The 24,257-nt window shown below is 65.2% G+C and carries 21 protein-coding genes; 8 read left to right on the forward strand and 13 right to left on the reverse strand.

Annotation, left to right across the window (positions count from 1 at the left end; all coding sequences use genetic code 11):
* Positions 1-435: 435 nt before the first annotated feature.
* Positions 436-753, reverse strand: coding sequence for a hypothetical protein (locus tag JQ603_RS21880; protein WP_245003775.1), 318 nt, complete (start codon positions 751-753; stop codon positions 436-438).
* A gap of 122 nt (positions 754-875) precedes the next feature.
* Here JQ603_RS21880 and JQ603_RS21885 point away from each other — a divergent pair, with 122 nt between their 5' ends.
* The 4 genes from JQ603_RS21885 to uraD all read left to right on the forward strand — a co-directional run bounded on the left by JQ603_RS21885 (position 876) and on the right by uraD (position 3,491).
* Complete coding sequence (locus JQ603_RS21885; protein WP_212342474.1) at positions 876-1,157, forward strand: hypothetical protein; 282 nt, start codon at positions 876-878, stop codon at positions 1,155-1,157.
* Between the two features lie 89 nt (positions 1,158-1,246).
* Positions 1,247-1,660 (forward strand): DUF3830 family protein, encoded by a 414-nt coding sequence (locus JQ603_RS21890; protein WP_008134648.1) that lies wholly within the window; start codon positions 1,247-1,249, stop codon positions 1,658-1,660.
* The gene (gene puuE, locus JQ603_RS21895; protein WP_212342476.1) at positions 1,661-2,596 is read left to right on the forward strand and encodes an allantoinase PuuE; all 936 of its coding nucleotides are present in this window, start codon (positions 1,661-1,663) and stop codon (positions 2,594-2,596) included.
* A 7-nt stretch (positions 2,597-2,603) separates the two neighbouring features.
* Complete coding sequence (gene uraD / locus JQ603_RS21900) at positions 2,604-3,491, forward strand: 2-oxo-4-hydroxy-4-carboxy-5-ureidoimidazoline decarboxylase (protein ID WP_212342478.1); 888 nt, start codon at positions 2,604-2,606, stop codon at positions 3,489-3,491.
* Here the strand turns inward: uraD and JQ603_RS21905 are convergent.
* Complete coding sequence (locus JQ603_RS21905) at positions 3,488-6,214, reverse strand: molybdopterin-dependent oxidoreductase (protein WP_212342480.1); 2,727 nt, start codon at positions 6,212-6,214, stop codon at positions 3,488-3,490. The two genes, uraD and JQ603_RS21905, sit on opposite strands and share 4 nt — an antisense overlap.
* A complete protein-coding gene (locus tag JQ603_RS21910) occupies positions 6,211-7,035 on the reverse strand; it encodes an FAD binding domain-containing protein (protein ID WP_212342482.1) in 825 nt (274 codons plus the stop codon). Before JQ603_RS21910 ends, JQ603_RS21905 begins: the two co-directional genes overlap by 4 nt.
* Before the next feature lie 152 nt (positions 7,036-7,187).
* Here JQ603_RS21910 and JQ603_RS21915 point away from each other — a divergent pair, with 152 nt between their 5' ends.
* Positions 7,188-8,537, forward strand: a complete 1,350-nt coding sequence (locus JQ603_RS21915; RefSeq protein WP_212342484.1) for an 8-oxoguanine deaminase — start codon at positions 7,188-7,190, stop codon at positions 8,535-8,537.
* Between the two features lie 110 nt (positions 8,538-8,647).
* Here JQ603_RS21915 and JQ603_RS21920 read toward each other — a convergent pair whose 3' ends face one another.
* From JQ603_RS21920 to JQ603_RS21935, 4 genes are all read right to left on the reverse strand, one after another.
* Entirely contained in the window at positions 8,648-9,724 is a 1,077-nt protein-coding gene (locus tag JQ603_RS21920; RefSeq protein ID WP_212342486.1) for a BMP family ABC transporter substrate-binding protein, read from the reverse strand.
* A 77-nt stretch (positions 9,725-9,801) separates the two neighbouring features.
* The gene (locus JQ603_RS21925) at positions 9,802-10,719 is read right to left on the reverse strand and encodes an ABC transporter permease (protein WP_212342488.1); all 918 of its coding nucleotides are present in this window, start codon (positions 10,717-10,719) and stop codon (positions 9,802-9,804) included.
* Positions 10,706-11,797 (reverse strand): ABC transporter permease, encoded by a 1,092-nt coding sequence (locus JQ603_RS21930; RefSeq protein ID WP_212342490.1) that lies wholly within the window; start codon positions 11,795-11,797, stop codon positions 10,706-10,708. The genes JQ603_RS21925 and JQ603_RS21930 overlap by 14 nt, the downstream gene beginning before the upstream one ends.
* A complete protein-coding gene (locus JQ603_RS21935; RefSeq protein WP_212342491.1) occupies positions 11,781-13,352 on the reverse strand; it encodes an ABC transporter ATP-binding protein in 1,572 nt (523 codons plus the stop codon). Before JQ603_RS21935 ends, JQ603_RS21930 begins: the two co-directional genes overlap by 17 nt.
* Before the next feature lie 582 nt (positions 13,353-13,934).
* Here JQ603_RS21935 and JQ603_RS21940 point away from each other — a divergent pair.
* Positions 13,935-15,041, forward strand: a complete 1,107-nt coding sequence (locus JQ603_RS21940; RefSeq protein WP_212342492.1) for a hypothetical protein — start codon at positions 13,935-13,937, stop codon at positions 15,039-15,041.
* Between the two features lie 198 nt (positions 15,042-15,239).
* Here JQ603_RS21940 and JQ603_RS21945 read toward each other — a convergent pair whose 3' ends face one another.
* From JQ603_RS21945 to JQ603_RS21970, 6 genes are read right to left on the reverse strand one after another with little or no spacing between them, the layout of a single operon-like run.
* A complete protein-coding gene (locus JQ603_RS21945) occupies positions 15,240-15,725 on the reverse strand; it encodes a nucleoside deaminase (RefSeq protein WP_212342493.1) in 486 nt (161 codons plus the stop codon).
* A gap of 13 nt (positions 15,726-15,738) precedes the next feature.
* Positions 15,739-17,271, reverse strand: coding sequence for an ABC transporter ATP-binding protein (locus JQ603_RS21950; protein ID WP_212342494.1), 1,533 nt, complete (start codon positions 17,269-17,271; stop codon positions 15,739-15,741).
* Positions 17,268-17,951, reverse strand: a complete 684-nt coding sequence (gene biuH / locus JQ603_RS21955; protein WP_212342495.1) for a biuret amidohydrolase — start codon at positions 17,949-17,951, stop codon at positions 17,268-17,270. The genes JQ603_RS21950 and biuH overlap by 4 nt, the downstream gene beginning before the upstream one ends.
* Positions 17,952-17,968: 17 nt before the next feature.
* Positions 17,969-18,895 carry an ABC transporter permease gene (locus JQ603_RS21960; RefSeq protein ID WP_212342496.1) on the reverse strand — a complete coding sequence of 309 codons (927 nt, stop codon included), beginning with the start codon at positions 18,893-18,895 and terminating at the stop codon, positions 17,969-17,971.
* Position 18,896: 1 nt separating this feature from the next.
* On the reverse strand, positions 18,897-20,009 hold the full coding sequence (locus tag JQ603_RS21965) for an ABC transporter permease (protein WP_212342497.1): 1,113 nt from the start codon (positions 20,007-20,009) through the stop codon (positions 18,897-18,899).
* Positions 20,006-21,118, reverse strand: a complete 1,113-nt coding sequence (locus tag JQ603_RS21970; protein ID WP_212342499.1) for a BMP family ABC transporter substrate-binding protein — start codon at positions 21,116-21,118, stop codon at positions 20,006-20,008. Before JQ603_RS21970 ends, JQ603_RS21965 begins: the two co-directional genes overlap by 4 nt.
* A gap of 395 nt (positions 21,119-21,513) precedes the next feature.
* Between JQ603_RS21970 and JQ603_RS21975 the strand changes: the two genes are divergently transcribed.
* Both JQ603_RS21975 and JQ603_RS21980 read left to right on the forward strand, forming a co-directional pair.
* Complete coding sequence (locus JQ603_RS21975; RefSeq protein ID WP_212342500.1) at positions 21,514-22,785, forward strand: allantoate amidohydrolase; 1,272 nt, start codon at positions 21,514-21,516, stop codon at positions 22,783-22,785.
* Positions 22,786-22,880: 95 nt separating this feature from the next.
* The gene (locus JQ603_RS21980; protein ID WP_212342501.1) at positions 22,881-24,254 is read left to right on the forward strand and encodes a hypothetical protein; all 1,374 of its coding nucleotides are present in this window, start codon (positions 22,881-22,883) and stop codon (positions 24,252-24,254) included.
* Positions 24,255-24,257: the final 3 nt, after the last annotated feature.

A 24,257-nucleotide genomic window follows, 5' to 3' on the forward strand; every position in this document is an offset into this window, starting at 1 on the left:
AGCACGGCATAAGCCGTCCGACCATCGCGCAGGGAAGGCCGTGTGTTGGGCTTCACCTGTATGCTGCTGTGCGGTTCCTTTGCGCTACATTTTTGCGCAGCGGACCGCGGGTGCCAGCCGGCACCCGGCCTTCCCTGCGCCCTCTTGGACAAGAGGGTGGAAAGATGAAGCAAAGCTCGGGCGAAATCAGCCGCGAGGATGCGGAGGCGTGTCTCTTGTTCGAGAGTTCAACGCGCCATGAACCGTCACCCTGAGGTGCGCGCTCTGCTGCGCGTAGCGCTGCAGAGCAAGCCTCGAAGGGCGACGGCCCGGCTGCATCTCGGCCGTGCATCCTTCGAGGCTCCCGATGGGGCACTCCGCGCCCCATCACTCGCACCTCAGGATGACGGTCCAGCAATGACGATGTCGAAGCCGTTGTGCTCTACGCTTCGCGTATCACCGTCCCGCCGGTGCCGACATCGCGCCATTGGAATAGCGCGACCAGTCGGGCGCGGTCGGCTGCGACGGCCAGAGTGCGGCATTGGAGTCGCGTACCGATTGAGTGATGGGAGCGGGTTGCGCTTTGCGAGCGTGGTGGCGGTCGCTTGCGGCGGCGGTCTGGACGGTGGCGGCGGCAATCAGTATGGCGCCGAGAAAAGCGAAGGACTTTTGCATCGTTGTTTCTCCCGTGACGACGCTCCGGCTGTGAGAGATGTTGTCGTCGTCGCGGCTGACATGGCGATGTGGTTTGCCGAATATCAGCGGCGCCGCCATCACGTTGGAGCGAGCAAATTTTTTGGTCCCGGCTAAATATTCGGCAGCCGGTCCACGGCGCCGATGGACTTGCCCGCCGCAATCCGGTTCAATGGGGTGAATTGGCTTTCCAGGCGACAACGATGTCGAAATATCTGCTGGTCCTTCTCCTGATCGCCGCGCCGGCGGCGGCGCAGGTCAAACCCTCGCCGAAGAGTTCGGCGGCGCATCCGGATCCCTGCGCTCCGATCGGGCGGACCGCGGACGGCAAGCTGGTCTATTCCATGAAATGCGAGAACCTGCCGGCACCGCCTCCGCCACCGCCTCAGGCGGAACTGAAGGAGGCGCCGCCCGCGGCAGCCGCCGAGCCGGAGCCGGAGGTGCGGCGGAGCGGCATTTTCGGCTGGTCCTACGACCGCAGGTGATGCGGCTTCGCCCTTGCGCGAAGCCCGATGGAGTGCTTTTTGCTGAAAGTTCCCCGCGGGGCGCATCGCCCCCGATCCAGAGAGATGAGATGAGCAAACTCGTTATCCGCGCAGGCGACTACACCTTCGATGCCCGCTTCGAGGAGCAGGCAGCACCCAAGACCGTTGCCGCGTTCCGCAAGGCCATGCCGTTCGAAAGCCACATCATCCATGTGCGCTGGAGCGGCGAGGCGGTCTGGATGCCGCTCGGCGACCTCGATTTCGGCGTCGGCTACGAGAACCACACCAGCTATCCCGCGCCGGGCCAGATCATCCTCTATCCCGGCGGCATCAGCGAGACCGAGATCCTGATGGCCTATGGCGGCGTGAGCTTCGCCAGCAAGATGGGCCAGCTCGCCGGCAACCACTTCATCACCGTGACCTCGGGGCTGGAGAACCTGGCGACGCTGGGCAAGAGCGTGCTGTGGAAGGGCGCGCTGCCGATCCGCTTCGAGGAAGTCTGAGTGACTGACGCCCGCTACCCGCGCGATCTCCGCGGTTACGGCCGCAACCCGCCGCATCCGCAATGGCCTGATAACGCGCGGGTCGCGGTGCAGTTCGTCGTCAATTTCGAGGAAGGCGGCGAGAACAACATTCTACACGGCGACCGCGCCTCGGAAGCGTTCCTGTCCGACGTGCTCGGCGCACAGCCCTGGCCGGGTCAGCGCCACGCCAACATCGAATCCATGTTCGAATATGGCTCGCGCGCCGGCTTCTGGCGGCTGTGGCGGATGTTCAATGAACGGAAGTGGCCGACCACCGTGTTCGGCGTCGCCACTGCGCTCAAGCGCAATCCGGAAATCGTAGCTGCCATGAAGGAGGCGGGCTGGGACATCGCCAGCCACAGCCTGAAATGGATCGAGCACAAGGACATGACGAAGGCGCAGGAGCGCGCCGAGATCGTCGAGTCCATTCGCGTCCACACCGAAGCGACCGGCGCACGGCCGCTCGGCTGGTACACCGGGCGCTCCTCGATCAACACCAATCGGCTGCTGATGGAGGAAGGCGGCTTCCTCTATCTCTGCGACTCCTATGCCGACGATCTGCCCTATTGGGTCAAGGGTGCGAAGGGCAAGCAGCTCATCATTCCCTATACGCTAGATGCCAACGACATGCGGTTCATCAACCCGCAGGGCTTTGCCGAAGGCGAGCAGTTCTACACCTACCTGAAGGACGCCTTCGACGTGCTCTATGCGGAAGGGCAGACCGCGCCGAAGATGATGTCGGTCGGCCTGCATTGCCGTCTCGCCGGTCGGCCCGGCCGTGCTGCGGGGCTGATCCGCTTCCTGGATTACATCGGCAAGCATGAGCGCGTCTGGGTGCCGACCCGGCTGCAGATCGCGCAGCATTGGCACGACAAGCATGCGCATCTTGCCGCCGATGCGTTCGAGATCGGATGAAGGTGTGATGTCGCAGATTTCGCTCGCCGATCTCAATGCTGCAAGCAAGGCAGATTTCGTCGCCGCCCTCGCCAACGTCGTCGAATACTCGCCGTGGATCGCCGAGAAAATCGCGGCGCAGCGACCGTTCACCGGCATCAATCAATTGCACGCCGCGCTGATGGCGGCGATCCAGGCTGCCGAGCCCGACGTGCAGCTCGCGCTGATCCGCGCGCATCCGGATCTCGCCAACAAGACCCAGCGCGCGGCGGGCCTCACGGCGGAATCGACCGACGAGCAGAACAGCGCCGGCCTCGACCGGCTGTCGGATGCCGAATACGCCGCGTTCGAGCGCGTCAACAACGCGTACCGCGAGAAGTTCGGCTTCCCCTATATCGTCTGCGTGCGGCGTCACACCAAGGATTCCGTGCTGCGCGATTTCGAGACGCGGCTCCTCAACATCGCCAAGACCGAGACGCGTCGCGCGATCGAGGAGATTGGCCGTATCTCGGCGCTGCGGCTCGATCAGCTCGTCGTCGCCGACGACAGGCTGAAGGTGCACGGGCGCCTCTCCACGCATGTGCTGGACAACCACGCCGGCAAGCCCGCGCCCGGCATCCCGGTGGAGCTCGTCGAGCTCTCCGCGCTCGGCGAAAACCGCATCATCGCGCGGACCGTCACGAACGCAGACGGTCGCACCGACCAGCCGCTGATCGGCGGGCGTCCATTGCCGATCGGCCGCTACGAGCTTCGCTTCAGCGTCGCCAAATATTACGCCGAGCGCAACGTGCCGCTGTCGGACCCGCCGTTCCTCGACGAGATCCCGCTGCGCTTCGCCGTCAGCGAGCCGGAAAATCACTACCACGTGCCGCTGCTGGTGACGCCCTGGAGCTACGCGACCTATCGCGGCAGCTAGCTGCCGAACTTCTCGTGTAGCGCCGGAAACAACCGGTCCGGCTTGAAGGGCGGCGCGGTGAAGCGGATGCCGGTGGCGTCCGCGATCGCATTGCCGAGTGCCGCAGCGACCGGATTGTACGGACTCTCGCTCATCGACTTGGCGCCAAGCGGGCCGATCGTATCCGACGTCTCCGCGAACAGCACTTCGGTGCGCGGCACGTCGGCGAAGGAGGGAAGGTGGTAGTCGCGGAACTTCGGATTGGTGACGCGGCCGGTCGCGTCGATCACCATCTCCTCATAGAGCGCAGCACCAAGGGCCTGTGCGACGCCGCCTTCGACCTGACCGCGACATTGCATGGGGTTGGCGACGATTCCGGCGTCCGCGGCCTGCACGCTCCTGAGAATCCTCAGCTCGCCGGTGCCCTTGTTCACCGCGACGCGAAAGCCCTGCACGTTGAAGCCGACCGAACGCGGCGTGCCGCCGGAATTGCCGCTGCCTGCGAACGGCTGGCCGCTCTCGCGGGCAAGCTTGGCCAGTTCAACAAAGGACATGCGTCGCACGCCGCTGACGACTGTCTCGCCCTCGAGTGCGCAACCACCGACGTCGCACAGCCAGGCCTCTGCGGCGGCCGCCTTCAGCTCGGTTGCAAGCTGCGTGGCGGCGGCCTGCGTCGCCTTGCCGGCGACGAAGGTGCCGGCGCTGCCATAGGCGCCGGTGTCGTGGCCGCCATGGGCGGTGTCGGACTGGCGGAGGCGAATCCTGTCGACGGTGGTCGCCAGAATCGTCGCCGCGATCTGGCGGTGGACGGTGCTGGTGCCGTTGCCGAACTCGGCGGTGCCGACGGTGAGATCAAAGCCGCCGTCGTCGTTGAGGGCGATCATGGCGTCCGCGATGTGGCCGGCCGGGGGCACGGTGTCGATCATGGTCAGCGCGACGCCGTCGCCGATCAGCCATTCCGGCGACAGCTCCGGCTGCGGGCCATCCGCCTGCATCGCGCGCTCGACGAGGTCGATGCATTGGTCGAGCCCATAGGAGCCATAGAGCACGTCGTGAAATTCGGACGGCGGCGGCGACAGCATGGGATCGCCCAGCCTGACGATGTTGCGTCGGCGCATCTCGTAGGGGGTGATGCCGAGCTGCTTCGCCAGCTCGTCGATCGCGGCCTCGATCGCGATCAGCGTCTGCGGCAGGCCATAGCCGCGAAACGCGCCGGCCGGCACCGTGTTGGTGTAGACGGCGTAGCCGTCCACCCGCTTGTTCGGGCAATTGTAGACTGCGATGGATTCGGACAGCGAGTGGAACATGACCGGACCGGCGTGATTGCCGTAAGCGCCGGTGTTGGAGAGCACGTCGAGCTGAAGCGCGGTGAGCTTGCCGTCGGCATCGGCGCCGGCCTTGATGTGGACCCGCATCGGATGTCGCGTCGAGGTCGCGATGAACTGCTCCTCGCGGGTGAGCTCCAGCTTCACCGCCCGCCCGGTCCTGAGCGCGGCGAGCGCAAGGATGTCCTCGACGAACATCTCCTGCTTGCCTCCAAACCCGCCGCCGACGCGTTCGCAGAACACGCGGACCTTGTCCATCGGAAGCTCGAAGATGTCGGACAGCGCGCGCCGGGTCAGGAACGGCACCTGTGTCGAGGTACGGACATTGAGAATGCCGGCGTCGTCGAGCCAGGCGAGACCGCCATGGGTCTCCAGCGCGGCATGCTGCACGCGATGGCTGTGGAAGGTGGCCTCAAAGGTGACGGCGGATGTCGCGAGCGCCGCCGCGACATCGCCGTACTCGCCGTGTGTCTCGGCCGCCAGATTGCGCTGGGCGTCGGCGATGCGGTTCGCCGTGGTGCGGTCGGGATGAATGATCGGCGCACCCGGCGCCATCGCCTGCTCCGGATCGATCAGCGCAGGTAGGATCTCGTACTCGACCTTGAGCCGGCGGCAAGCTTCCTCGGCCGCGCCCTCGCTCTCGGCCACGACCGCGGCGACTCTCTGTCCGATGAAGCGCACGACGTCGTCGAGGACGCGGGTGTCCTCGGGGTCCATCCAGTCCTTCTCGTGTCGCGCGGTCGAGATCAGGACGGACGGCGCGTCCTCATGCGTCAGCACCGCGTGCACACCGGGAACGCTCAGGGCCGCAGACTTGTCGATCGCGACGATTCTCGCGTGCGCGTGAGGCGAGCGCAGCAGCTTGATATGCAGCAGTCCATCGATCTGCGTGTCGAACGTGTAGCGCGCTTTGCCGCGCACGACATCCGGACCTGCGGGAGCCGGCAGGCTGCGGCCGAAGGCGGCGCCGGCCTCGACACTCTCCTCGACATTGGACTTGCCGAGCAGCGCGTCCTCGATCGAGCGATAGCCGGTGCAGCGGCAGATATTGCCCTTCAGCGCCGCGCCGAGGTCGGTGCGTTGTGCCTGGTTCAGCGAGGCGCAGGTCAGGATCATGCCGGCGGTGCAAAAGCCGCATTGAAAGCCCTGCGCGTCGAGGAAAGCCTGCTGCATCGGATGCGCGCCATGGTCGCCGGCGAGGCCTTCGATCGTGGTCACGGCGCGGCCCTCGGCGCGGAAGGCCGGGATCAGGCAGCTATGCACCGGCTCGCCGTCGAGCAGAACGGTGCAGGCGCCGCAATCGCCGGCGTCGCAGCCCTTTTTCACGCCGAAATGGCCGAGCTCGCGCAGGAACGTGCGCAGGCACTGACCGGCGCGCGGCTCCTGCGCGAACCTCGTTCCATTGACCTCGAAGCTCATGATGTTGCCCCCAGGAGCTCGCCGCGGATCTCCTCGGCGAGCCGCAACGTCATGTGCTTGCGCCAGAGCGGCTTGCCGTGGATGTCGGTGTGGTAGAGGTCATCGGTGATCTGCTGCATGATCGAATCGCGCAGCGCGTTCGCATCGGGCGGCGTGGGGAACGACAATCGGATCGGTCGCACCGTCGATGCGGTGACCGTTAGCGCCAGCGTGCCATCGCCATCGAGGCTGCCGATGAGGAGCACCGCCGAGCGGCCGACCGGCGCCAGCGAGATCTGGCGAAACGCCGTGCGGCGCCTCAAGGCCGCGATCGGGATGTCGATCTGCCTGAGCAGGTCGCCCGGCGTCAGGCGATTGCGCTGGTTGCCGGTGACGAAATCGATGACCGGAATCTTCTGCTCGCCGCCGCCGGCCTTCCAGATGGTGCAGACGCCGTCGAGCGCGGAGGTGAGGGAAATCATCGGTCCAGCCGGCAACGACATGCAGAGATTGCCGCCGACGGTCGCCGTCTTCCAGATCTTGAACGATGCAAGGAAGGCGCGGCAGCACTGGTTGATCAGCGGCGCAGCGAGCCAGTCGGGCGGACAGGTGAGCCCATCGATCTGCGCGACGGTGCAGGTGGCGGCGATGGAGAGGTGGCTATCCGTGATCGTCAGCGCAGGCCATTTCAGATCGGCGAGATCAATGAGCCGCGTGAGGTGCGCTTGCGGCTCCGAGAACAGCCAGGTGCCGCCTGCGAGCCAAGCATCACCTGGCGTCCAAACGGGCAGCTGCGCGCGCGTTTGCGGATGGGCGACCGCTGTGATGGTATTCAAATCCATGGCTGCGCCAAGAGCTTCCGCCGGTGAATCGTGCGATAGAGTCTTGCAAGACCGGAGCCAAGTCGCAACAAGCAAAGTCGTAGTATGAACGCGTTCGGACTGGCGTCTAGCTTGCAGGCTTGTCGTCAGCAGATGTGAGGAGAAGCAGGCTCATGAGCGATGCAAAGCCAATCTGGATCAGGGATCCGCTGGCCATCCTCGCCGACGGCGCCGAGCGCGGAGTTGTGGTCAGGGATGGGCGGATCGTCGAGCTCGTGCCGGCCGGCGGCACGCCTGCAACCACGGATGTCGCGGTGTTCGGCGCGGGCGAGCACGTCGTCCTGCCGGGCCTCATCAACACCCATCATCACTTCTACCAGACGCTGACGCGGGCGCTGCCGGCGGCGATGGACCGCGAGCTGTTTCCCTGGCTCCAGGCGCTCTATCCGGTGTGGGCGACGCTGACGCCGGAGCGGCTGGAACTCGGCGTCACCGTGGCGATGTCCGAGCTGCTGCTGTCGGGCTGCACCACCACGACCGATCATCACTATGTCTTCCCGGCGGGGCTCGAGGAGTCCGTCGATATCGAGGTCGGCGTCGCAAAGCGGCTCGGCATGCGCGTGCTGCTCACGCGCGGCTCGATGAACCTGTCGCAGCGCGACGGCGGGCTGCCGCCCGATAGCGTCGTGCAGGACGAGGACACCATCCTCGCCGACAGCGCGCGCGTGGTCGCAAAACATCACCAGCGCGGCGCGGATGCGATGGTGCAGATCGCGCTGGCGCCGTGCTCGCCGTTCTCGGTGACGACGTCGTTGATGCGCGCCACCGCCGATCTCGCCGACAAGCTCGACGTGCGCCTGCACACCCATCTCGCGGAGACCGAGGACGAGAACAGATTCTGTCAAGAGATGTATGGCTGCCGTCCGCTCGACTATCTCGAGCAATGCGGCTGGCTCAATGCGCGGACCTGGCTCGCTCACGGAATCTTCTTCAATCCGGACGAGATGAGGCGGCTCGGCAAGGCCGGGACGACCGTCAGCCATTGTGCCTGCAGCAACCAGCTGCTGGCGTCCGGCTGCTGCCCGGTGTGCGAGATGGAGGAGGCCGGCGTCGGCATCGGCATCGGGGTCGACGGCTCGGCCTCGAACGACGGATCGAACCTGATGCAGGAGGTGCGTGCGGCCTTCCTGCTGCAGCGGGCGCGCTACGGGGTGACGAAAGTCAGCCACAAGGATGCGCTGCGCTGGGCGACCAGGGGCTCGGCAGCCTGCGTCGGCCGTCCCGAGCTCGGCGAGATCGCGGTCGGCAAGGCAGCGGACCTGGCGCTGTTCAAGCTCGACGAGCTGCGCTTCTCCGGCCATGGCGATCCCCTGGCCGCGCTGGTGCTGTGCGGGGCGCATCGGGCCGACCGGGTCATGGTGGCGGGGCAATGGGCGGTGATCGACGGCGCGATCCCGGGCCTGGATGTCGCAAATCTCATCCGCCGCCACAGTTCGGCGGCGCGGGCCATGCAGGCGGGATAATCGGACCGAAAATTGAAAGAGGGGGCGACCACAAGTGCCGGGTGCTTCTGGCCACCCCCTCCGAACCTCCTCCGGGAGGAGCAGGTGATTTAGGCAATGCAAGAAGCGTGCTACTTGCCAGCTAGCTTGTCGTCGATGCCCTTGACGTAGAAATTCATCCCGAGGATCTGGCCGTCGGCGAGATTGGCGCCGCCCTTGCACTCGATCTCCTTGCCGTCCTGCCCAATGACCGGGCACTTGAACGGATGCAGCTTGCCCGCGGTGATCGCGGCCTGGGCATCCTCGGCCATCTTTTTCACGTCGTCAGGCATGTTGGTGTAGGGCGCCATCGCGAACATGTGGCTGTCGAGGCCGCCCCAGGTGTCCTCGGACTTCCAGGTTCCGGCGAGCTCGGCCTTGACGCGTTCGATGTAGTAGGGGCCCCAGGTGTCGAGGATCGAGGTCAGCTGGGTCTTGGGCCCGAACTTGATCATCTCGGAATCCTGGCCGAAGGCGAGCTTGCCGCGCTCGCTGGCGATCTGCATCGCTGCCGGCGAGTCCGTGTGCTGCATGATGACGTCGGCGCCCTGGTCGATCAGCGCCTTGGCGGCGTCGGCCTCCTTGCCCGGGTCGAACCAGGTGTTGGCCCAGATGATCTTGACCTTGATGTTCGGGTTGATGGTCTGCGCCGCCAGGATCGTCGCGTTGATGCCGGAGACCACCTCGGGGATCGGGAACGAGCCGATATAGCCGAGCACGCCCGACTTCGACATCTTGGCCGCGATCAGGCCCTGGATGTAGCGGCCCTGGTACCATTTGGCCGAGTAGGTCGACATGTTCTTGTCGCGCTTGTAGCCGGTGGCGTGCTCGAAATGCACGTTCGGATACTTCTTGGCGACCTTCAGCGTCGGGTCCATGTAGCCGAACGACGTCGTGAAGATCAGCTTGTTGCCGGCGCGGACGAGCTGCTCGATGGCGCGCTCGGCGTCGGGGCCTTCGGGCACGTTCTCGAGATAGGTGGTCTCGATCTTGTCGCCCAATTCCTTCACCAGCGCCTGGCGGCCGACGTCATGCTGGTAGGTCCAGCCGAGGTCTCCGATCGGGCCCAGGTAAATGAAGCCGACCTTCAGCTTGTCGGCGGCGGAGGCTGCGCTGATGCTCCCGGCAAGCAAAAGGCCGGAAGCCAGCGCAAGAAGTGATTTCCTCATCATCAATCTCCAAACATCAGGGGAAAGCCACGATCCGCAACGTGCGCGCCCCATCGCACACGCCGCGGAAATGAAACTCAGCGGTCAGGCACGAACACGGTGCCGAGCGCGGCCGGCGCGGTCGAGCCGCCGGTGCGCGCGCGGGAGAGCAGAACCAGCACGATGACGGTCGCGAGGTAAGGCAGCGCCGACATGAATTGCGAGGGAATGCCGACGCCCCAGCCCTGCGCGTGCAGTTGCAGGATTGTCACCGCACCGAACAGATAGGCGCCGACCACGAGCCGGCCCGGCCGCCAGGACGCGAACACCACCAGCGCCAGCGCGATCCAGCCGCGGCCGGCAGTCATGCCGGGAATGAAGAACGGCGTATAGGCGAGCGGCAGATAAGCGCCGGCAAGGCCAGCGCAGGCGCCGCCGAACATCACGGCGAAAGTGCGGATGCGCAGCACGGGATAGCCGAGCGCATGCGCGGAGACGTGGTTGTCACCGCAGGCACGCAGGATCAAACCCGCTCGCGTGCGGTACAGAAACCACCAGACGCCGATGATCAGCGCGACGGAGAAATAGACGAAGCCGTCCTCGCCGAACAGCACGCGGCCGATCAGCGGAATGTCGGTGAGGCCAGGAATATAAAGGTGCACGGCCGGCGTGATGCGCTCGCCGACGAACCCGGCGCCGATCAAACCCGACAGTCCGATGCCGAGGATGGTCAGCGCGAGACCCGTCGCGACCTGGTTCACGGCGAGCCCGAGCGCCATCAGCGCGAAGACCAGCGACATCAGCGTGCCCGCGATGATGCCGAACAGTGCGCCGATGAAGATCGATCCGGTCAGCCACGCACCGGCGAAGCCACAGGCCGCCCCGACGATCATCATGCCTTCGACGCCGAGATTGAGCACGCCGGAGCGCTCGGTCACGAGCTCGCCGGTCGCGGCGATCAAGAGCGGCGTCGACGCGGCGAGCACCGCGAGGATGATGGCTTCAACCAGCTCCACGGGTCACCTGTCGGTTCGGGAACACCAGCTTGAAGCGGTAGAGAATGAGGGAGTCGCAGGCGAGCACGTAGAACAGCAGAATGCCCTGAAACACCTTGGTGACATCCAACGGGATCTTCATCGCGATCTGCGCCTGCTCGCCGCCGATAAAGGTCAGTGCGAGAAAAAGGCCTGCAATTAATATTCCAAGCGGGTTCAGCCGGCCGAGAAACGCGACGATGATCGCGGTGAAGCCGTAGCCCGGCGAAATGCCGGGCTGGAGATGCCCGACGGGACCGGCGACCTCGATGATGCCGGCAAGGCCCGCCAGCGCGCCGGAAACCGCGAAGGTCAGGATGATCAGCTGGTTGGCATTGAAGCCGCCGAACCGCGCTGCGCGCGGGGCGGCGCCGACCACGCGGATCTCGAAACCCTTGATGGTGCGCCCGAGCAGGATCGCGGCCGCCGCGACGACGAGCAGCGCGATGATCGAGCCGAGATGTAGCCGCCCGCCTTCGATCAGCAGCGGAACGGTTGCGACCGGATCGAACTCCGCGGTGGTCGGGAAATTGAAGCCGTGCGGATCGCGCCAGGGGCCGCGCACGAGATAGTCGAGAAAGAGATCGGCGACATAGACCAGCATTAGGCTGGTCAGGATCTCACTGGCGCCGAACTTCACCTTGCAGATCGCAGGGATCAGCGCATAGAGCGCGCCTGCGGCGGCTGCGAGTACGAGCATCGCCGGCAGCACCCAGGCGCCGGCATCGGTGCCTTGCGTCTTCACGGCGATCCAGCTTCCGGCGACCGCGCCGATCAGGAATTGCCCTTCGGCGCCGATGTTCCAGGCGTTGGCGAGATAACAGAGTGACAGGCCGATCGCGATCATCACCAGCGGCGTCGCCTTCACAGCGATCTCCTGCAGCGAATAGCCGTCGGTCAAGGGCGCGACGAAATAGGCATGCAGCGCGAGCAGCGGATTCTTGCCGAGGATCGAGAACAGGATGGTCATGGTGACGATCGTCAGGCCGATCGCGATCAGCGGCGAGACCAGCGCGATCGTGCCAGAGCGCTCGGCGCGCTTCTCAAGCACCAACTGCATGCGCGGCCTCCTTCGGCTCCAGGCTGCTACCGCCCATGAGAAGGCCGAGCTTTTCGCGGGTCGCTTCACTCGTTGCGAGCGGGGCCGAGAGCCGGCCGTGGAACATCACAGCGATGCGGTCGGCGATCTCGGCGAGCTCGTCGAGATCCTGGCTGGTCACCAGCACGGCGGCGCCCGCGGTGGCGAGATCGAGCAGCGCCTGGCGGATCACCGCGGCGGCGCCCGCATCGACGCCCCAGGTCGGCTGGCTTACCACCAGCACCGCCGGATTGCGCAGGATTTCGCGTCCCACGATGAATTTTTGCAGATTGCCGCCGGACAGGCTCGCGGCCTCGGGATCGCGCTTGGCCTTGCGTACATCAAAGGTTTCGGTCGCGCGGTCGACGGTCTTCAGCGTCGCCGCGGTGTCGATGAAGCCGTGATGGACCATGCCGCTCGCTGCGTGCCCCGTGAGCAGAGCGTTCTCCGAGAGCTTCATGCGCGGCGCGGTACCGTGGCCGAGCCGCTCCTCAGGCACGAAAGCCGCGCCCAGCTTGCGCCGCTGCGTGATCGAGAGATGGCCGGCAGCGATGCCTTCGATCACCACGGTGCCGGGATCCTTGGACAGCCGCTCGCCGGAGAGCGCGGCAAAGAGCTCGTCCTGGCCGTTGCCGGCGACGCCGGCGATGCCGAGGATCTCGCCGCCCTTCAGCTCGAACGAGATGTGCTCGAGCCGCACGCCGTGCGCTTCGCCCGGCGCAAGCGAGAGATCGTTGACGACGAGGCGCGGCACGGTGGTCTTTCGACCGGCCGGCGCCTTCACTTCCTTGATCTCGCCGCCGACCATCATGCGGGCGAGCGAAGCTGCGGTCTCCAGCCTGGGATTGCAGGTCTCGACCTTCTTGCCGCCACGCAGGATCGTCGCAGTGTCGCAGAGGCGCTTCACCTCTTCCAGCTTGTGGCTGATATAGAGGATGGCGCGGCCTTCGGCCTTGAGGCGCTCCAGCACGATGAAGAGCTGGTCGGCCTCCTGCGGCGTCAGCACCGCGGTGGGCTCGTCCAGGATCAGGAATTTCGGGTCCTGCATCAGGGCGCGGACGATCTCGATGCGCTGGCGCTCGCCGACCGACAATTGCCAGACCTCGCGCCTGGGATCGAGCGGCAGACCGTAGGTCTTCGACACCTGCTCCAGCCGCGCCGACATGTCCTTGAAGGATTCTCGTCCGTCGAGGCCGAGCGCGACGTTCTCGGCGACGGTGAGGTTGTCGAACAGCGAGAAGTGCTGGAACACCATGCCGATACCGCGGCTGCGCGCTTCGGACGGGCCTGACAGTACGATTCGCTCGCCCTGCCAGCGGATCTCGCCGGCGCTGGGCTGGATCAGCCCGTAGATCGCCTTGACTAGCGTCGACTTGCCGGCGCCGTTCTCGCCGAGCAGGGCGTGGATCTCCTTGGGCCAGATGTCGATGTCGATGGAATCGTTGGCGAGGAAATCGCCATAGCGCTTGGTGAGCCCGATCGTCGTCAGCAACGGGGACTCGCCGGAATGCAGGCCGTTAGGCGTCGGATCTAACATTCGCTGATGCGCTTGCATGGGGTGAAGTGCCTCAATAGTGGGCTAGTTTGAACCGCCGCGTAAGGTGTGAAAAAGCGTCATCCCTTGCTCAACGCTTCGGCAGGCGCGTGGTGTCGGCGAGTCGTGGCTCTCGCCAGGCGCGGATGGCGCTCGCGCGCTCCAGGGTCGTCCTTGCGGGTACCGCTCGGGCGCGGCGCCTGTTGTAAATTTGTGACGGTTCAAACCAAATCGGAACCCACTGTGCAGCCTCGACCTGAAGCTGAGCAAAATCGCGCCAAGACGCGTATGCAATGTCGGATCGCGGCATCATGCGCCCTCGGCAATCCTGGCTGCCTCGTTCGTTCGACGCGAAATGCGAACAAAATCAAACGGGAATGTCTGGCAATGGCCAGCCTCTCATCGCCGCGTGACAAGGCGCACGCCCCGCAAATGCACTCAAAATCTCGAAGGGAGACGTCGCCTGCTGCCAAAACAAGCGGCATGCCTTGAAAAAAGTTGAGGCTTCTCACTCCGGGAGATCGGCGCAAGTGTCGCACCCAAGGGACGTTCATTTTTACGTGTCCAAACTTGGGGGTATTCAGGATGTCGTTTCGTTTCAAGGCAGTTGCAGCCGCTGCGCTGTCACTTGCTACGCTTGCCACAAGTGGCCTGGCTCAGGCGGCGGACTTGCCGGTCAAGGCCGCCAAGAAGGCGCCTGACCTCCCGTTCTTCCTGGTGATCGACAACCGCGTGTCGTTCTCCTACATGCCCAAGGGCACCGATCCCGGCATGTGGAGCGTCCGTCCCGACGGCAGCATCAACGGCACCACCGCCAAGCAGGTCTACTCCTTCACCCACTTCGACCTCTGGGCCTACGGCACCAACTTCTTCACCATCTCGATGTTCAAGTCGGGGAAGAACGACCCTGCCAATCCCTGCACCGCGCCGGGCGTGACCATCACCGGCGGCGCCGCCGACTGCGCCGGCGCAACCGAGATTTACGGCCTGTTCCGTTCGACCTTCGGCTGGAACGAACTGTTCAACACCAAGGCCTTCACCATGGGGCCGCTGCATAACATCTCGTTCGAAGTCGGTATGGACGCCAACACCGAGAACAACTTCCTCGCGCCGGCCAAGCGCGACGTCGTTGCCGGTCTCCAGTTCGCCTTCGACCTTCCCTACAAGGGCTATTTCAACGTCGCGCCCTTGATGTACTACGAGTTCCTGAACCACAACGCCTTCACCCAGTGCGGTCTGTTCGGACCGGGGGTGGCGGGCGTGACCTGTAACTCGGACGGCAATGTCAGCTATCGTCCGACCTGGGCCGTCGAAATCAACTACTACATGGATCTCGGCTTCCTGCCGCCGAGCATGCAGTACTTCTCGATTAGCGGCCGCGCCGGCTGGTATGGCCCGAAGGGCGACTCCAACGGCCTGCCTGCGCTCTCGGGCGTCGGCCGTTTCTCCACCGCTTCGAAGACGGAGCTGAACAGCGAGCCGATCCGCCTGACCTTCGATGCCTCGAAGGCGGTCTGGGGTGACAAGTACTCGCACTTCGTCGATCTCTGGGTCGCCTACCGCTACTGGCAGAACAAGTTCGGCCTCGACCACAACGCCATGCCCGGCGTCTGCACCGTCGCCGCGACCGGCCAGAGCACCAACAGCTGCACCGAGTCGACGGTCTATGGTGGCGTCACTGTGAAGTTCTGATCGGTTGACGATCTCCAGGTTCGGATGGCGCCGCGCAGGTATGCGCGGCGTCATTCCGTTTTCGTAGGGTGGGTTAGCCGAAGATGTAACCCACCAACTTCGTTTGGCGAGCGCGGAAGCGCGTGGTGGGTTACGCCAGCGGATGCGCTTCGCGCATCCGCCAACTAACCCACCCTACGGATCGGAGTTTGGGGCGGCCTATTTCGTCCACACGCCGGCGTGCAGCGATTCGGCTTCGTCTTCGAGCAGCGGCCCGACGACCTCCGTCGGTCGCTGGCCGCTGGCAAACACCTCACGGCAGGGCAGGTCCAGCGTCGGGTTCTCCGGATGGTTGCCGGTGACGCCGCGCAGGCGCTCCTCACTGAGGCCATAGACGACGCGGCCGATGCCGGCCCAATAAATTGCGCCGGCGCACATCGCGCACGGCTCGGCCGAGGAATAGAGCGTGGCCCTCGCCAGCACCTCGCGGCTGAACGTGCGGCAGGCCTGGGTGGCCGCGAGGCGCTCGGCATGGGCGGTGCCGTCGCGGTCCGGCATGTAGCCGTTCTCGCTCTCGATCAGCACTTTGCCGTCCGCATCGACGACGATGCAGCCGAAGGGGTGGTTGCCATGGGTGAGCGAGCGCCGGGCAATTGCGAAGGACAAACGCAAGAACTGCTTGTCGCGTTCGGTTGCCTCGCTCATCGCTCCTCCGCGGTCAGTGCCCCGCCATGTGCCGGCCGACCACGGTGAGATCGGCTTCGCTGGTCCGTGCTTCATACACGAATTCGCCGTGGAACATCACCACCAGACGGTCCGACAGTTCGAGCAATTCGTCGAGGTCCTCGCTGACGAGCAGCACCGCGGCGCCGCGATTGCGGGCCGCCATGATCTCGGCGTGGATCTGCGCCACCGCCGCGAAGTCGAGGCCGAAGCAGGGATTGGCCGCGATCAGCACCTCGACGTCGCCCGCAAGCTCGCGGGCGAGCACGGCGCGCTGCACGTTGCCGCCTGACAGCGACGAGATCGGCGTGTCCGGCGTGCGGGTTTTGATCTTGTATTGCCCGATCTTCTTCCTGGCGTCGTCGCGGAAGGCGCCGCGATTGAGCCACCAGCCGCCGCTTGCGAAGGGCGTGCGGTCGAATTCGCGGAAGGCGATGTTGTCGGCGACGCTCATGCCGCCGACGCAGGCGTTCTTCAGCGGCTCCTCGGGCAGCAGCGACATCCTGTGGCGCCGCATCTCCTCGCGGCTGGCGTGATAGGGATCGCCGGCGACGCGGATATCGCCGCTCTCGGCCTCGCGCTGGCCGGCCAAGACTTCGACGAGCTGGCGCTGGCCGTTGCCGGAGACGCCGGCGATGCCGACGATCTCGCCGGCGCGCACCGTCAGGGAAACGTCGTGCACGGCAACGGCGCCGGCGTCGTCGAGGGCGCGGAGCTTCTGCAGTTCGAGCCTCGGCTGACCGGCTTCGCCGGTGCGCGGCGGCTGCACGGTCAGTTCCTCGGCTCCGATCATGGTGCGGGCCATCGCGTCGGGCGTCAGCTCGGTGACCTTGCCGGCTCCGGCGAGCTTGCCGCGGCGCAGGATCGTGACCTCGTCGGCGAAGGCCATGACTTCGCGAAACTTGTGCGTGATCATCAGGATGGTCAGCTCGCCCCTGACGACCATGTCGCGGAGCATGCCGAGCACCTCGTCCGCTTCCGCCGGCGTCAGCACCGAGGTCGGCTCGTCCAGGATCAGGAAGCGGCGCTTCAGATAGAGCTGCTTGAGGATCTCGCACTTTTGGCGCTCGCCGGCGGAGATGTCGGAGACCTTTGCGCCGAGCGGCACCTTGAAAGGCATCCGAGCAAGGAACGTCTCCAGCTCCTTCATCTCCTTTGGCCAGTTCACCACGGCCGGCACGTCGTCGCGCGCCAGCACGAGGTTTTCGGCAACCGTCATGGCCGGCACCAGCGTAAAGTGCTGGTACACCATGCCGAGGCCGAGCGCGTGAGCGTCCTTCGGGTTGGCGATGGCCTGCTCGCGACCTCCGACGAGGATGTCGCCTTCGGTCGCGTGATAGTAGCCCATGATGCATTTGACGAGTGTCGACTTGCCGGCGCCATTCTCGCCGAGCAGCGCATGGAACGAGCCCGGCCGCACCTTCAACTCGACATTGTCGAGCGCCAGGAAGTCGCCGAAGCGCATGGTCATGGCGATGGCATCGACGCCGAAGGCGCCCGACGGCGGAGGCGTTTCGCCGATGATCACGAAATGGCTCCGATGAAGGCGTCGGAGGTCGAGACCGCGCCGAACACGCCGCCTTGCATCTTGATCATCTTCAGCGCGTGGTCGTGGTTGCTCTTGTCGGTGGCGCCGCAGCAATCATGCAGCAGCACGCATTCGAAGCCGCGGTCGTTGGCCTCGCGCATGGTGGTGTGGACGCAGACGTCGGTGGTGATGCCGGTCAGCACGATGTTCTCGATGCCACGTACGCGCAGGATCAGCTCCAGATCGGTGGCGCAGAACGAACCCTTGCCGGGCTTGTCGATGATCGGCTCGCCCGGCAGCGGCGCCAGTTCCTCGATGATGTCCCAGCCGGGCTCGCCGCGTACCAGGATGCGGCCGCAGGGGCCGGGATCGCCGATGCCGGCGCCGATTTGGCGCGAGCGCCAGCGCTTGTTGGCGGGCAGGTCGGAGAGATCGGGGCGGTGGCCCTCGCGGGTATGGATGATGTGAAAGCCTTGGGCACGCATCGCGGCGAGCAGCCTCTTGATCGGCTCGATCGGCGCCCGCGTCAGGGAGAGGTCGTAGCCCATCTTGTCGACATAGCCGCCGACGCCGCAGAAATCGGTCTGCATGTCGATGATGATCAGCGCCGTATTCTCGGGGCGGAGATCACCATTGTAGGGCCAGGCATAGGGCTCGGACTTGATGTAGCGCTCGGGCATGGACGACCTCGTGCGTGTTACCGTGTGATCGAGAGTTCGGCGGGCGCGCCGGTCAGGGTTCGCTTCGGCGAGCAGGTGATGATCATGATCGCCAGCGTCAGGATGTAGGGCGCAGCGTTGAAGAGGTGATAGCCGGAGGTGACGCCGACCGATTGCAGCGCAGGTCCCAGCGCCGCGGCGCCGCCGAAGGCGAGTGAGGCCCACAGGCAGAGCAGGGGATCCCAGCGCGCGAAGATCACGAGCGCCACGGCAGTGATGCCCTGGCCCGAGGAAAGGCCCTCGTTCCAGCTGCCGGGATAGAACAGCGACAGGAACGAGCCGCCGATGCCGGCGAGGAAGCCGCCGACCATGGTGGCGCGCAGGCGGATCAGCAGCACGGAATGGCCCATCGCGCGCGCGGCATCCGAGCTCTCGCCGGCGGTGCGGATGAGAAGGCCCCAGCGCGTGGTGCGGAAGGCCCAATAGAGGATCGGCGCCAGCGCGACTCCGATCAGGAACAGCACGTTGATGCGCAGCGCGGCGCGCACCTGAGGGATGTCGCTCCACCAGCCGAAATCGATCGCGGGCAGCCGCGGCGCGGTGGGTTCGATCAATGGCTTGCCGAGATAGAAGGCAAGGCCGGTGCCGAACAGCATCAAGGCGATACCGACGGCAACGTCGTTGACGCGCGGCAGCGAGCAGATGCCGGCATGCAGCGCGCCCAGCAGCGCACCAGTGATGCCGGCGGCAAGCACGCCGAGCCACGGGGAGCCGGTGACATAGGAGATGCCATAGGCGCTCATCGCGCCCATCACCAGCGTGCCTTCGAGGCCGAGATTGATGCGGCCCGAGCGCTCGGTGATGCATTCGCCCAGGCTTACGAACAGGAACGGGGTGGAGACGCGAATGGCGCCGCCGAGCACGGCGAGCGGGACGGTCCAGAGGCCGATCGATCCGTCTGCCATCTCAGGATTTTCCCTTCAGGAATCCGATGCGGCCGTAGAGCGCATCGCTGGCGAGCACGAAGACGAAGATGATGCCCTGAAGCACCAGCACGGACGCATCGGGTAGTCCCAGTCGGCGTTGCAGCAGGCCGCCGCTGGCACTGATGCCGCCGAGCAGGATCGCGACCGGAATGATCGCGAGCGGATTTTGCCGTGCGAGGAAGGCGACGAGGATGCCGGTGAAGCCGTAGCCGGCCGCGAGATTGGCGTTGGTGCGACCCTGCACGGCGGCGACCTCGACCATGCCGGCAAGACCCGCCGCGCCGCCGGCGAGGAAGCAGACGGTCAGGATCAGCTTGCTGACGCCGAGGCCGACGATCTTCGCAGCACGGATGTTGCCGCCCGCGACACGCGCGGCGAAGCCGAACACGGTGTGATAGATCAGAATGTAAGAGGCGATCGCGGCGATCAGGCCGAAGACGAGGCCCCAATGCACGTCGGTGCCCGGAATGGAACCGATCATGTTGGCGGCGCCGATCTCGCGGGTCGACGGTTTGTTGAGGCTGGCGGGATCGCGCATCAGCCCCTCGACGAGATGGTTGAGGATCGCGAGCGCGATGTAGACCAGCAGCAAGCTCGAGATGGTCTCGTTGACGCCGCGATATTGCCGGAGCGCGCCGGAGAGCATGATCCACAGGCCGCCGCCGATCACGCCGGCGCAGACCATGGCGATCTGCACGACGAGCGGCGGCATGCCCTGAAGCACGAGCGCGGCGCTGGTCGCCGACAGCGCGCCGATCAGCAGCGCGCCTTCGCCGCCGATGATGACCATGCCGAGCTGCGCCGGCAGCGCCGTGCAGAGTGCGGTGAGGATCAGGGGGGCTGCGCGCGTCAGCGTGTTCTGCCAGGAGAACCAGGTGCCGAACGCGCCGTAGTACATGTAGAAATAGAGGTCGAGCGGGTTCTTGCCGAACATCGCGACGAAGATGCCGAATACCGCGAGCGCGCCGACGAGCGCCGCGCCCGGGATCAGGACATATTCGATCGTGCCGCCGTAACGCTGGAGGAAGCCGGAATCGGCGGCCGGGGCAACTGTCCCGGCCGCGTCAGTGGATTCCGCCGTTTCCGCGGTCACGAAGTGGCTCCGATCACGCCCTCGACCAGATAGTCCATCTTTTCCAGTTCAGGATCCTTCTGGCCTCGGTCGGTACCGGCGGGGATCACCGTCTTGCCCTTGTTGTCGACGAGGCCGCCCTTGAAGATGGCGTAGCCTTCTGCCGACAGGAATTTTGCCTTGGCCTCGTCGGCCGCCTTGCGCGCTTCGACCGAGACCGCTTCGCCATAGGGCGAGACCTTCACGATCTCTTCCTTCAGGCCGCCGCGGTAGAAATTCGGGATGCCTTCGCCGGCGGCGATCATCTTCACGAACTTCGGATAGAGCGCTTCCCAGTTCCACTCGGCGCCGGTGAGATAGGCCTTGGGTGCCAGTGCCGACTGGTTGGTGTGATAGCCGCAGACGAAGGCGCCGCGCCGCGCGGCGTTCTCGACCATGGTCTTGGGGCCATCGACGTGACAGGTGAGCACGTCCACGCCCTGATCGATCAGGCTGTTGGTGGCTTCGGCCTCCTTGACCGGCATCGACCAGTCGCCGGTGAAGATCACCTGCGTGGTGGCCTTTGGATTGACGGACTTGGCGCCGAGCGTGAAGGCGTTGATGTTGCGCAGCACTTGCGGGATCGGCTTGGCCGCGACGAAGCCGAGCTTGCCGCTCTTCGACGTCAGGCCGGCAACGATGCCCGAGATGTACTGGGCTTCGTCGATGTAGCCGAAATAGCTGCCGGCGTTCTTGGGATCCTTGTCGCTCCAGAGGCCGCCGCAGTGCTCGAAGCGCAGCTTCGGGTACTTGTTGGCCATCTTGATCATGTGCGGATTGTAGTAGCCGAACGAGGTCGGGAAGAGCAGGGTGGCGCCGTCGAGATTGATCATGGACTCGATCGTCTTCTCGACCGCGTCGGTCTCCGGCACCTTCTCCTCCTCGACCACCTTGAGGCCTGGAATCTTCTTCAGCGCCGCCGCGCCCTGCGCGTGGGCCTGGTTGTAGCCATAGTCGTCGCGCGAGCCGACATAGATGAAGCCGATGGTGGTCTCGGCCGCGAAGGCCGGGCGGAGGCCCGCTGCCGCGCCGAGGGTGAGGGCCGCGCCGCCCTGCAACAAATGACGTCGTGAAATCCTGCCAGAATCCATTGCTCGCTCCCCTTGGCGGATGCCCCGCCTTGATCTCGCGGCTGCGCCAGCCTGGCGGAGCCGGGATCAAGTGTCGCAAGCTTCGTGCCAGAGATTATGAAGAGTGCAACATCAACTAAGTATCTGTAATATAATGGATATAATAATTATCGAGAACTTGGCGAGGAAAGTGGCAGATTAATTTATGGGCAATATTCCGTCATTGTATGCAGTGGAGTTAAGCAGTCTTAACCGGCTCCAGATGTGCATGACCAGCTTCGGACGGTCGGCCGACAAGGCGCATTCATGCTAACCACGCGCTGACTGGACGGTGCCGGAGGATTTTCGCTGGCACCGAACTTGTATCGATTGTCGTCAGGACCGCCGGGTCCTCAGAAGATGGAAAGCTCGCCGAGATGGGCGCTGGTACCGTTCACGAAGCATCACTCGGCAAGGAGATCGTTCGCCGCATCAACGAGCTCGGCGCGATCTCGGAAGAGCCCGAAAAACTCACCCGCATCTTCCTCAGCAAGGAGCTGCGCAAGGCCGCGGACCTCATCTTGAGCTGGATGCGCGAGGCCGGCATGAGCGCGCATCTCGATGCGATCGGCAATGTCTGCGGCCGGTATGAAGGCGAGCGGCCGGGGGCACCCTGCCTGATGCTCGGCTCGCATTACGACACCGTGCGCGATGCCGGCAAATGGGACGGGCCGCTGGGCGTGATCACCGCGATCTCCTGCGTCGCCGATCTCAACCGCCGCGGCAAGCGCCTGCCGTTTGCGATCGAGGTCATCGGCTTCGCCGACGAGGAGGGAGTGCGCTTCGCCTCGACCCTGCTCGGCAGCCGTGCGGTGGCGGGCACCTTCGACGAGAGCGTGTTGAACACGCGTGACCGTGACGGCGTGTCGATGCGCGATGCGCTCGTGAAATTTGGCCTTGATCCCGATCACATCGGTGCGGCCGCGCGGGCCCGGCGCGAGCTGCTCGCCTATCTCGAACTGCACATCGAGCAGGGCCCGGTGCTGGAGGCTCAGAACTTGCCCGTCGGCGTGGTCACCGCGATTGCAGGCGCGACGCGGCTTGCCGCGCGGCTGACCGGCATGGCCGGTCACGCCGGCACCGTGCCGATGGCGCTCCGGCGCGACGCACTCACTGGCGCGGCCGAATGCATCGGCGCGATCGAGCAGTTCTGCCGAACCGACGAGGCCGGCCTCGTCGGCACCGTTGGCTACATCCAGGCGAGGCCCGGCGCGACCAACGTCATTCCGGGCGAAGTGTCGTTCACCATCGACATGCGCGCGCCGACCGACATGCACCGCAAGCGCGCGGTTGCCGACGTCGTTCGTCAGATCGAGGCGATCGCAAAGCGCAGGCAATTGACGCTCCAGCTCGATGTCACCCATGAGAATCGCACCGCGCCCTGCGCACCCGGGCTGAAGCAGCAGATCGCGCAGGCGATCGCTGCGGAAGGTCTCTCCGTGTTCGAGCTGCCGAGCGGGGCCGGGCACGACGGCATGGCCATGATCGATATCGCCGACGTCGGCATGATCTTCGTCCGCTGCCGCGGCGGTATCAGCCATCACCCGGACGAGCATGTCGAGCTTGCCGATGCCGACGCCGGCGCGCGGGTGCTGCTCAGGGTAATCGAGAATTTCAGGCCGCGGGAGGACCGCGCCGGCGCGAACTGACTGCCGGGGGGCGGACGTCATCGGGGTGAGACACGAATCGGTCATGCTTGGAATGGTGACCGGCCATCGCCGGGATCATGAGACACCAGGGGCATATGAGCGGCGACATTTCCTTGCCATCACACCACGGAAATCGGTTTTACCAGGGCATGGCCGCGACCTTCGTCGCCAACGCCCTTCAGGCGGTCAATTTTCTCGGTGATCGATTTCTGAGGAAGTCGCATCACTCGTTGTCGGCCATCGAGGACCTCTACCGGCACTCGATGGACAGCGCCTTTTCGGTGACCGAGGCCTTCCTCGTCACCGGCGCACCGCACGCATCTGCCTATTACCCCCGCGACTTCGCCTGGTTCTACCCCGATGTCCTCGACCCCGAGACCATCATGGATGCACAGGACGCGGTTCGACGGGCTCGTTTGCTCGAGAAGAGCGTTCGCCTGTTGCTGGAGGCGGTTCGCGCCGACGTCGTCACGACGACCATCGTGCCGGCGGGACGCGGCCGGTATCTCGGCGTGAATTATTTCTCGCGGCCCTCGGACACGCTGCTCGGTATTATCGCCGGCCTCCGACAGATGCTCTCTGCCGAGGAGAGGACGTCGTCCTATCTGGCGATGTCGCAATGCGCGCATGCCGGCCGTTTGTTGCTGAGCGAGTATGGCGGGGACCTCAAGCGTGCGATCGTGAAGCTCGCGAGCGAGCTGGAGTCATTCGACGCTGACGGCACCAGATATTTGCTGTGCGACGCCAGCGGGCCTCGCTCCGCAGCAACGGATACCCGTGCCGAGCGCCGGCGTTTCGTCACCAATGCCTGTGTCTACACGACCTTCGTGTGGGGCGTGCAGCTTGGGATCGTCGACGAGAACGAGCTGAAACGGCTGCTCGGGCGCAACCTCGCGCAGTACAAGAGAGATCTGCTTCGCCTGTTCGGGAAGGACGGCTATATCAGGCATTCCCTGGATGGTCCCGCGTGCTCGCCGGCGTCCTCGGTGGCGCTGGATTTCGTCAGCGTGCATCGCGGCTTCTGGGATATGAGCGAGACGAGCGAACGCGCGTTGTTCGCGGCTACGACGGATCTGATCATCGCCGAACCACGGTTTCGCATCCCCAGCACGTTCCACTTCCTGGTGTCGGCGGATAATCCGCGCAACAAGATGATCCACAAGATCGCAGCGCCAGCCTATCAGGGGCGTTCGTCCTGGCCGACGTTCAACGTCGAGTTTGCGGATCGCATGCTGGACTTTGATGAGGCCTCAGGCAGCGATACCTACCGGGCCTGCGCGCAAGGGATATTGAAGGACATTCGCACCGCGACCGAGGTCCACGGCGGCTATCAGGAGCTGATCTCGGAGCAGGGGCTGAAATATCGCACCTGGGCCTACAAGGGCGCGGTGGCCCACTCCTGGTTTCCGCGCTTCCTGTCGGTCTGGAGGAGGGCGTACGGAACGCCGCTCCTCCAGTGGAATGACTGATCC

It is taken from the genome of Bradyrhizobium liaoningense, from assembly GCF_018130825.1.
Taxonomy (GTDB): Bacteria; Pseudomonadota; Alphaproteobacteria; order Rhizobiales; family Xanthobacteraceae; genus Bradyrhizobium; species Bradyrhizobium liaoningense_B.

What these genes read in the sequence shown, in the direction of transcription:
- JQ603_RS21915 (WP_212342484.1), top strand. Translation starts at nt 7,188, where the DNA reads ATGAGCGATGCAAAGCCAATCTGGATCAGGGATCCGCTGGCCATCCTC.
- JQ603_RS21880 (WP_245003775.1), bottom strand. Translation starts at nt 753, where the DNA reads ATGGCGGCGCCGCTGATATTCGGCAAACCACATCGCCATGTCAGCCGC.
- JQ603_RS21940 (WP_212342492.1), top strand. Translation starts at nt 13,935, where the DNA reads ATGTCGTTTCGTTTCAAGGCAGTTGCAGCCGCTGCGCTGTCACTTGCT.
- JQ603_RS21920 (WP_212342486.1), bottom strand. Translation starts at nt 9,724, where the DNA reads ATGAGGAAATCACTTCTTGCGCTGGCTTCCGGCCTTTTGCTTGCCGGG.
- JQ603_RS21970 (WP_212342499.1), bottom strand. Translation starts at nt 21,118, where the DNA reads ATGGATTCTGGCAGGATTTCACGACGTCATTTGTTGCAGGGCGGCGCG.
- JQ603_RS21980 (WP_212342501.1), top strand. Translation starts at nt 22,881, where the DNA reads ATGAGCGGCGACATTTCCTTGCCATCACACCACGGAAATCGGTTTTAC.
- JQ603_RS21890 (WP_008134648.1), top strand. Translation starts at nt 1,247, where the DNA reads ATGAGCAAACTCGTTATCCGCGCAGGCGACTACACCTTCGATGCCCGC.
- JQ603_RS21930 (WP_212342490.1), bottom strand. Translation starts at nt 11,797, where the DNA reads ATGCAGTTGGTGCTTGAGAAGCGCGCCGAGCGCTCTGGCACGATCGCG.
- uraD (WP_212342478.1), top strand. Translation starts at nt 2,604, where the DNA reads ATGTCGCAGATTTCGCTCGCCGATCTCAATGCTGCAAGCAAGGCAGAT.
- JQ603_RS21885 (WP_212342474.1), top strand. Translation starts at nt 876, where the DNA reads ATGTCGAAATATCTGCTGGTCCTTCTCCTGATCGCCGCGCCGGCGGCG.
- JQ603_RS21975 (WP_212342500.1), top strand. Translation starts at nt 21,514, where the DNA reads ATGGGCGCTGGTACCGTTCACGAAGCATCACTCGGCAAGGAGATCGTT.
- JQ603_RS21960 (WP_212342496.1), bottom strand. Translation starts at nt 18,895, where the DNA reads ATGGCAGACGGATCGATCGGCCTCTGGACCGTCCCGCTCGCCGTGCTC.
- biuH (WP_212342495.1), bottom strand. Translation starts at nt 17,951, where the DNA reads ATGCCCGAGCGCTACATCAAGTCCGAGCCCTATGCCTGGCCCTACAAT.
- JQ603_RS21910 (WP_212342482.1), bottom strand. Translation starts at nt 7,035, where the DNA reads ATGGATTTGAATACCATCACAGCGGTCGCCCATCCGCAAACGCGCGCG.
- JQ603_RS21905 (WP_212342480.1), bottom strand. Translation starts at nt 6,214, where the DNA reads ATGAGCTTCGAGGTCAATGGAACGAGGTTCGCGCAGGAGCCGCGCGCC.
- JQ603_RS21945 (WP_212342493.1), bottom strand. Translation starts at nt 15,725, where the DNA reads ATGAGCGAGGCAACCGAACGCGACAAGCAGTTCTTGCGTTTGTCCTTC.
- JQ603_RS21935 (WP_212342491.1), bottom strand. Translation starts at nt 13,352, where the DNA reads ATGTTAGATCCGACGCCTAACGGCCTGCATTCCGGCGAGTCCCCGTTG.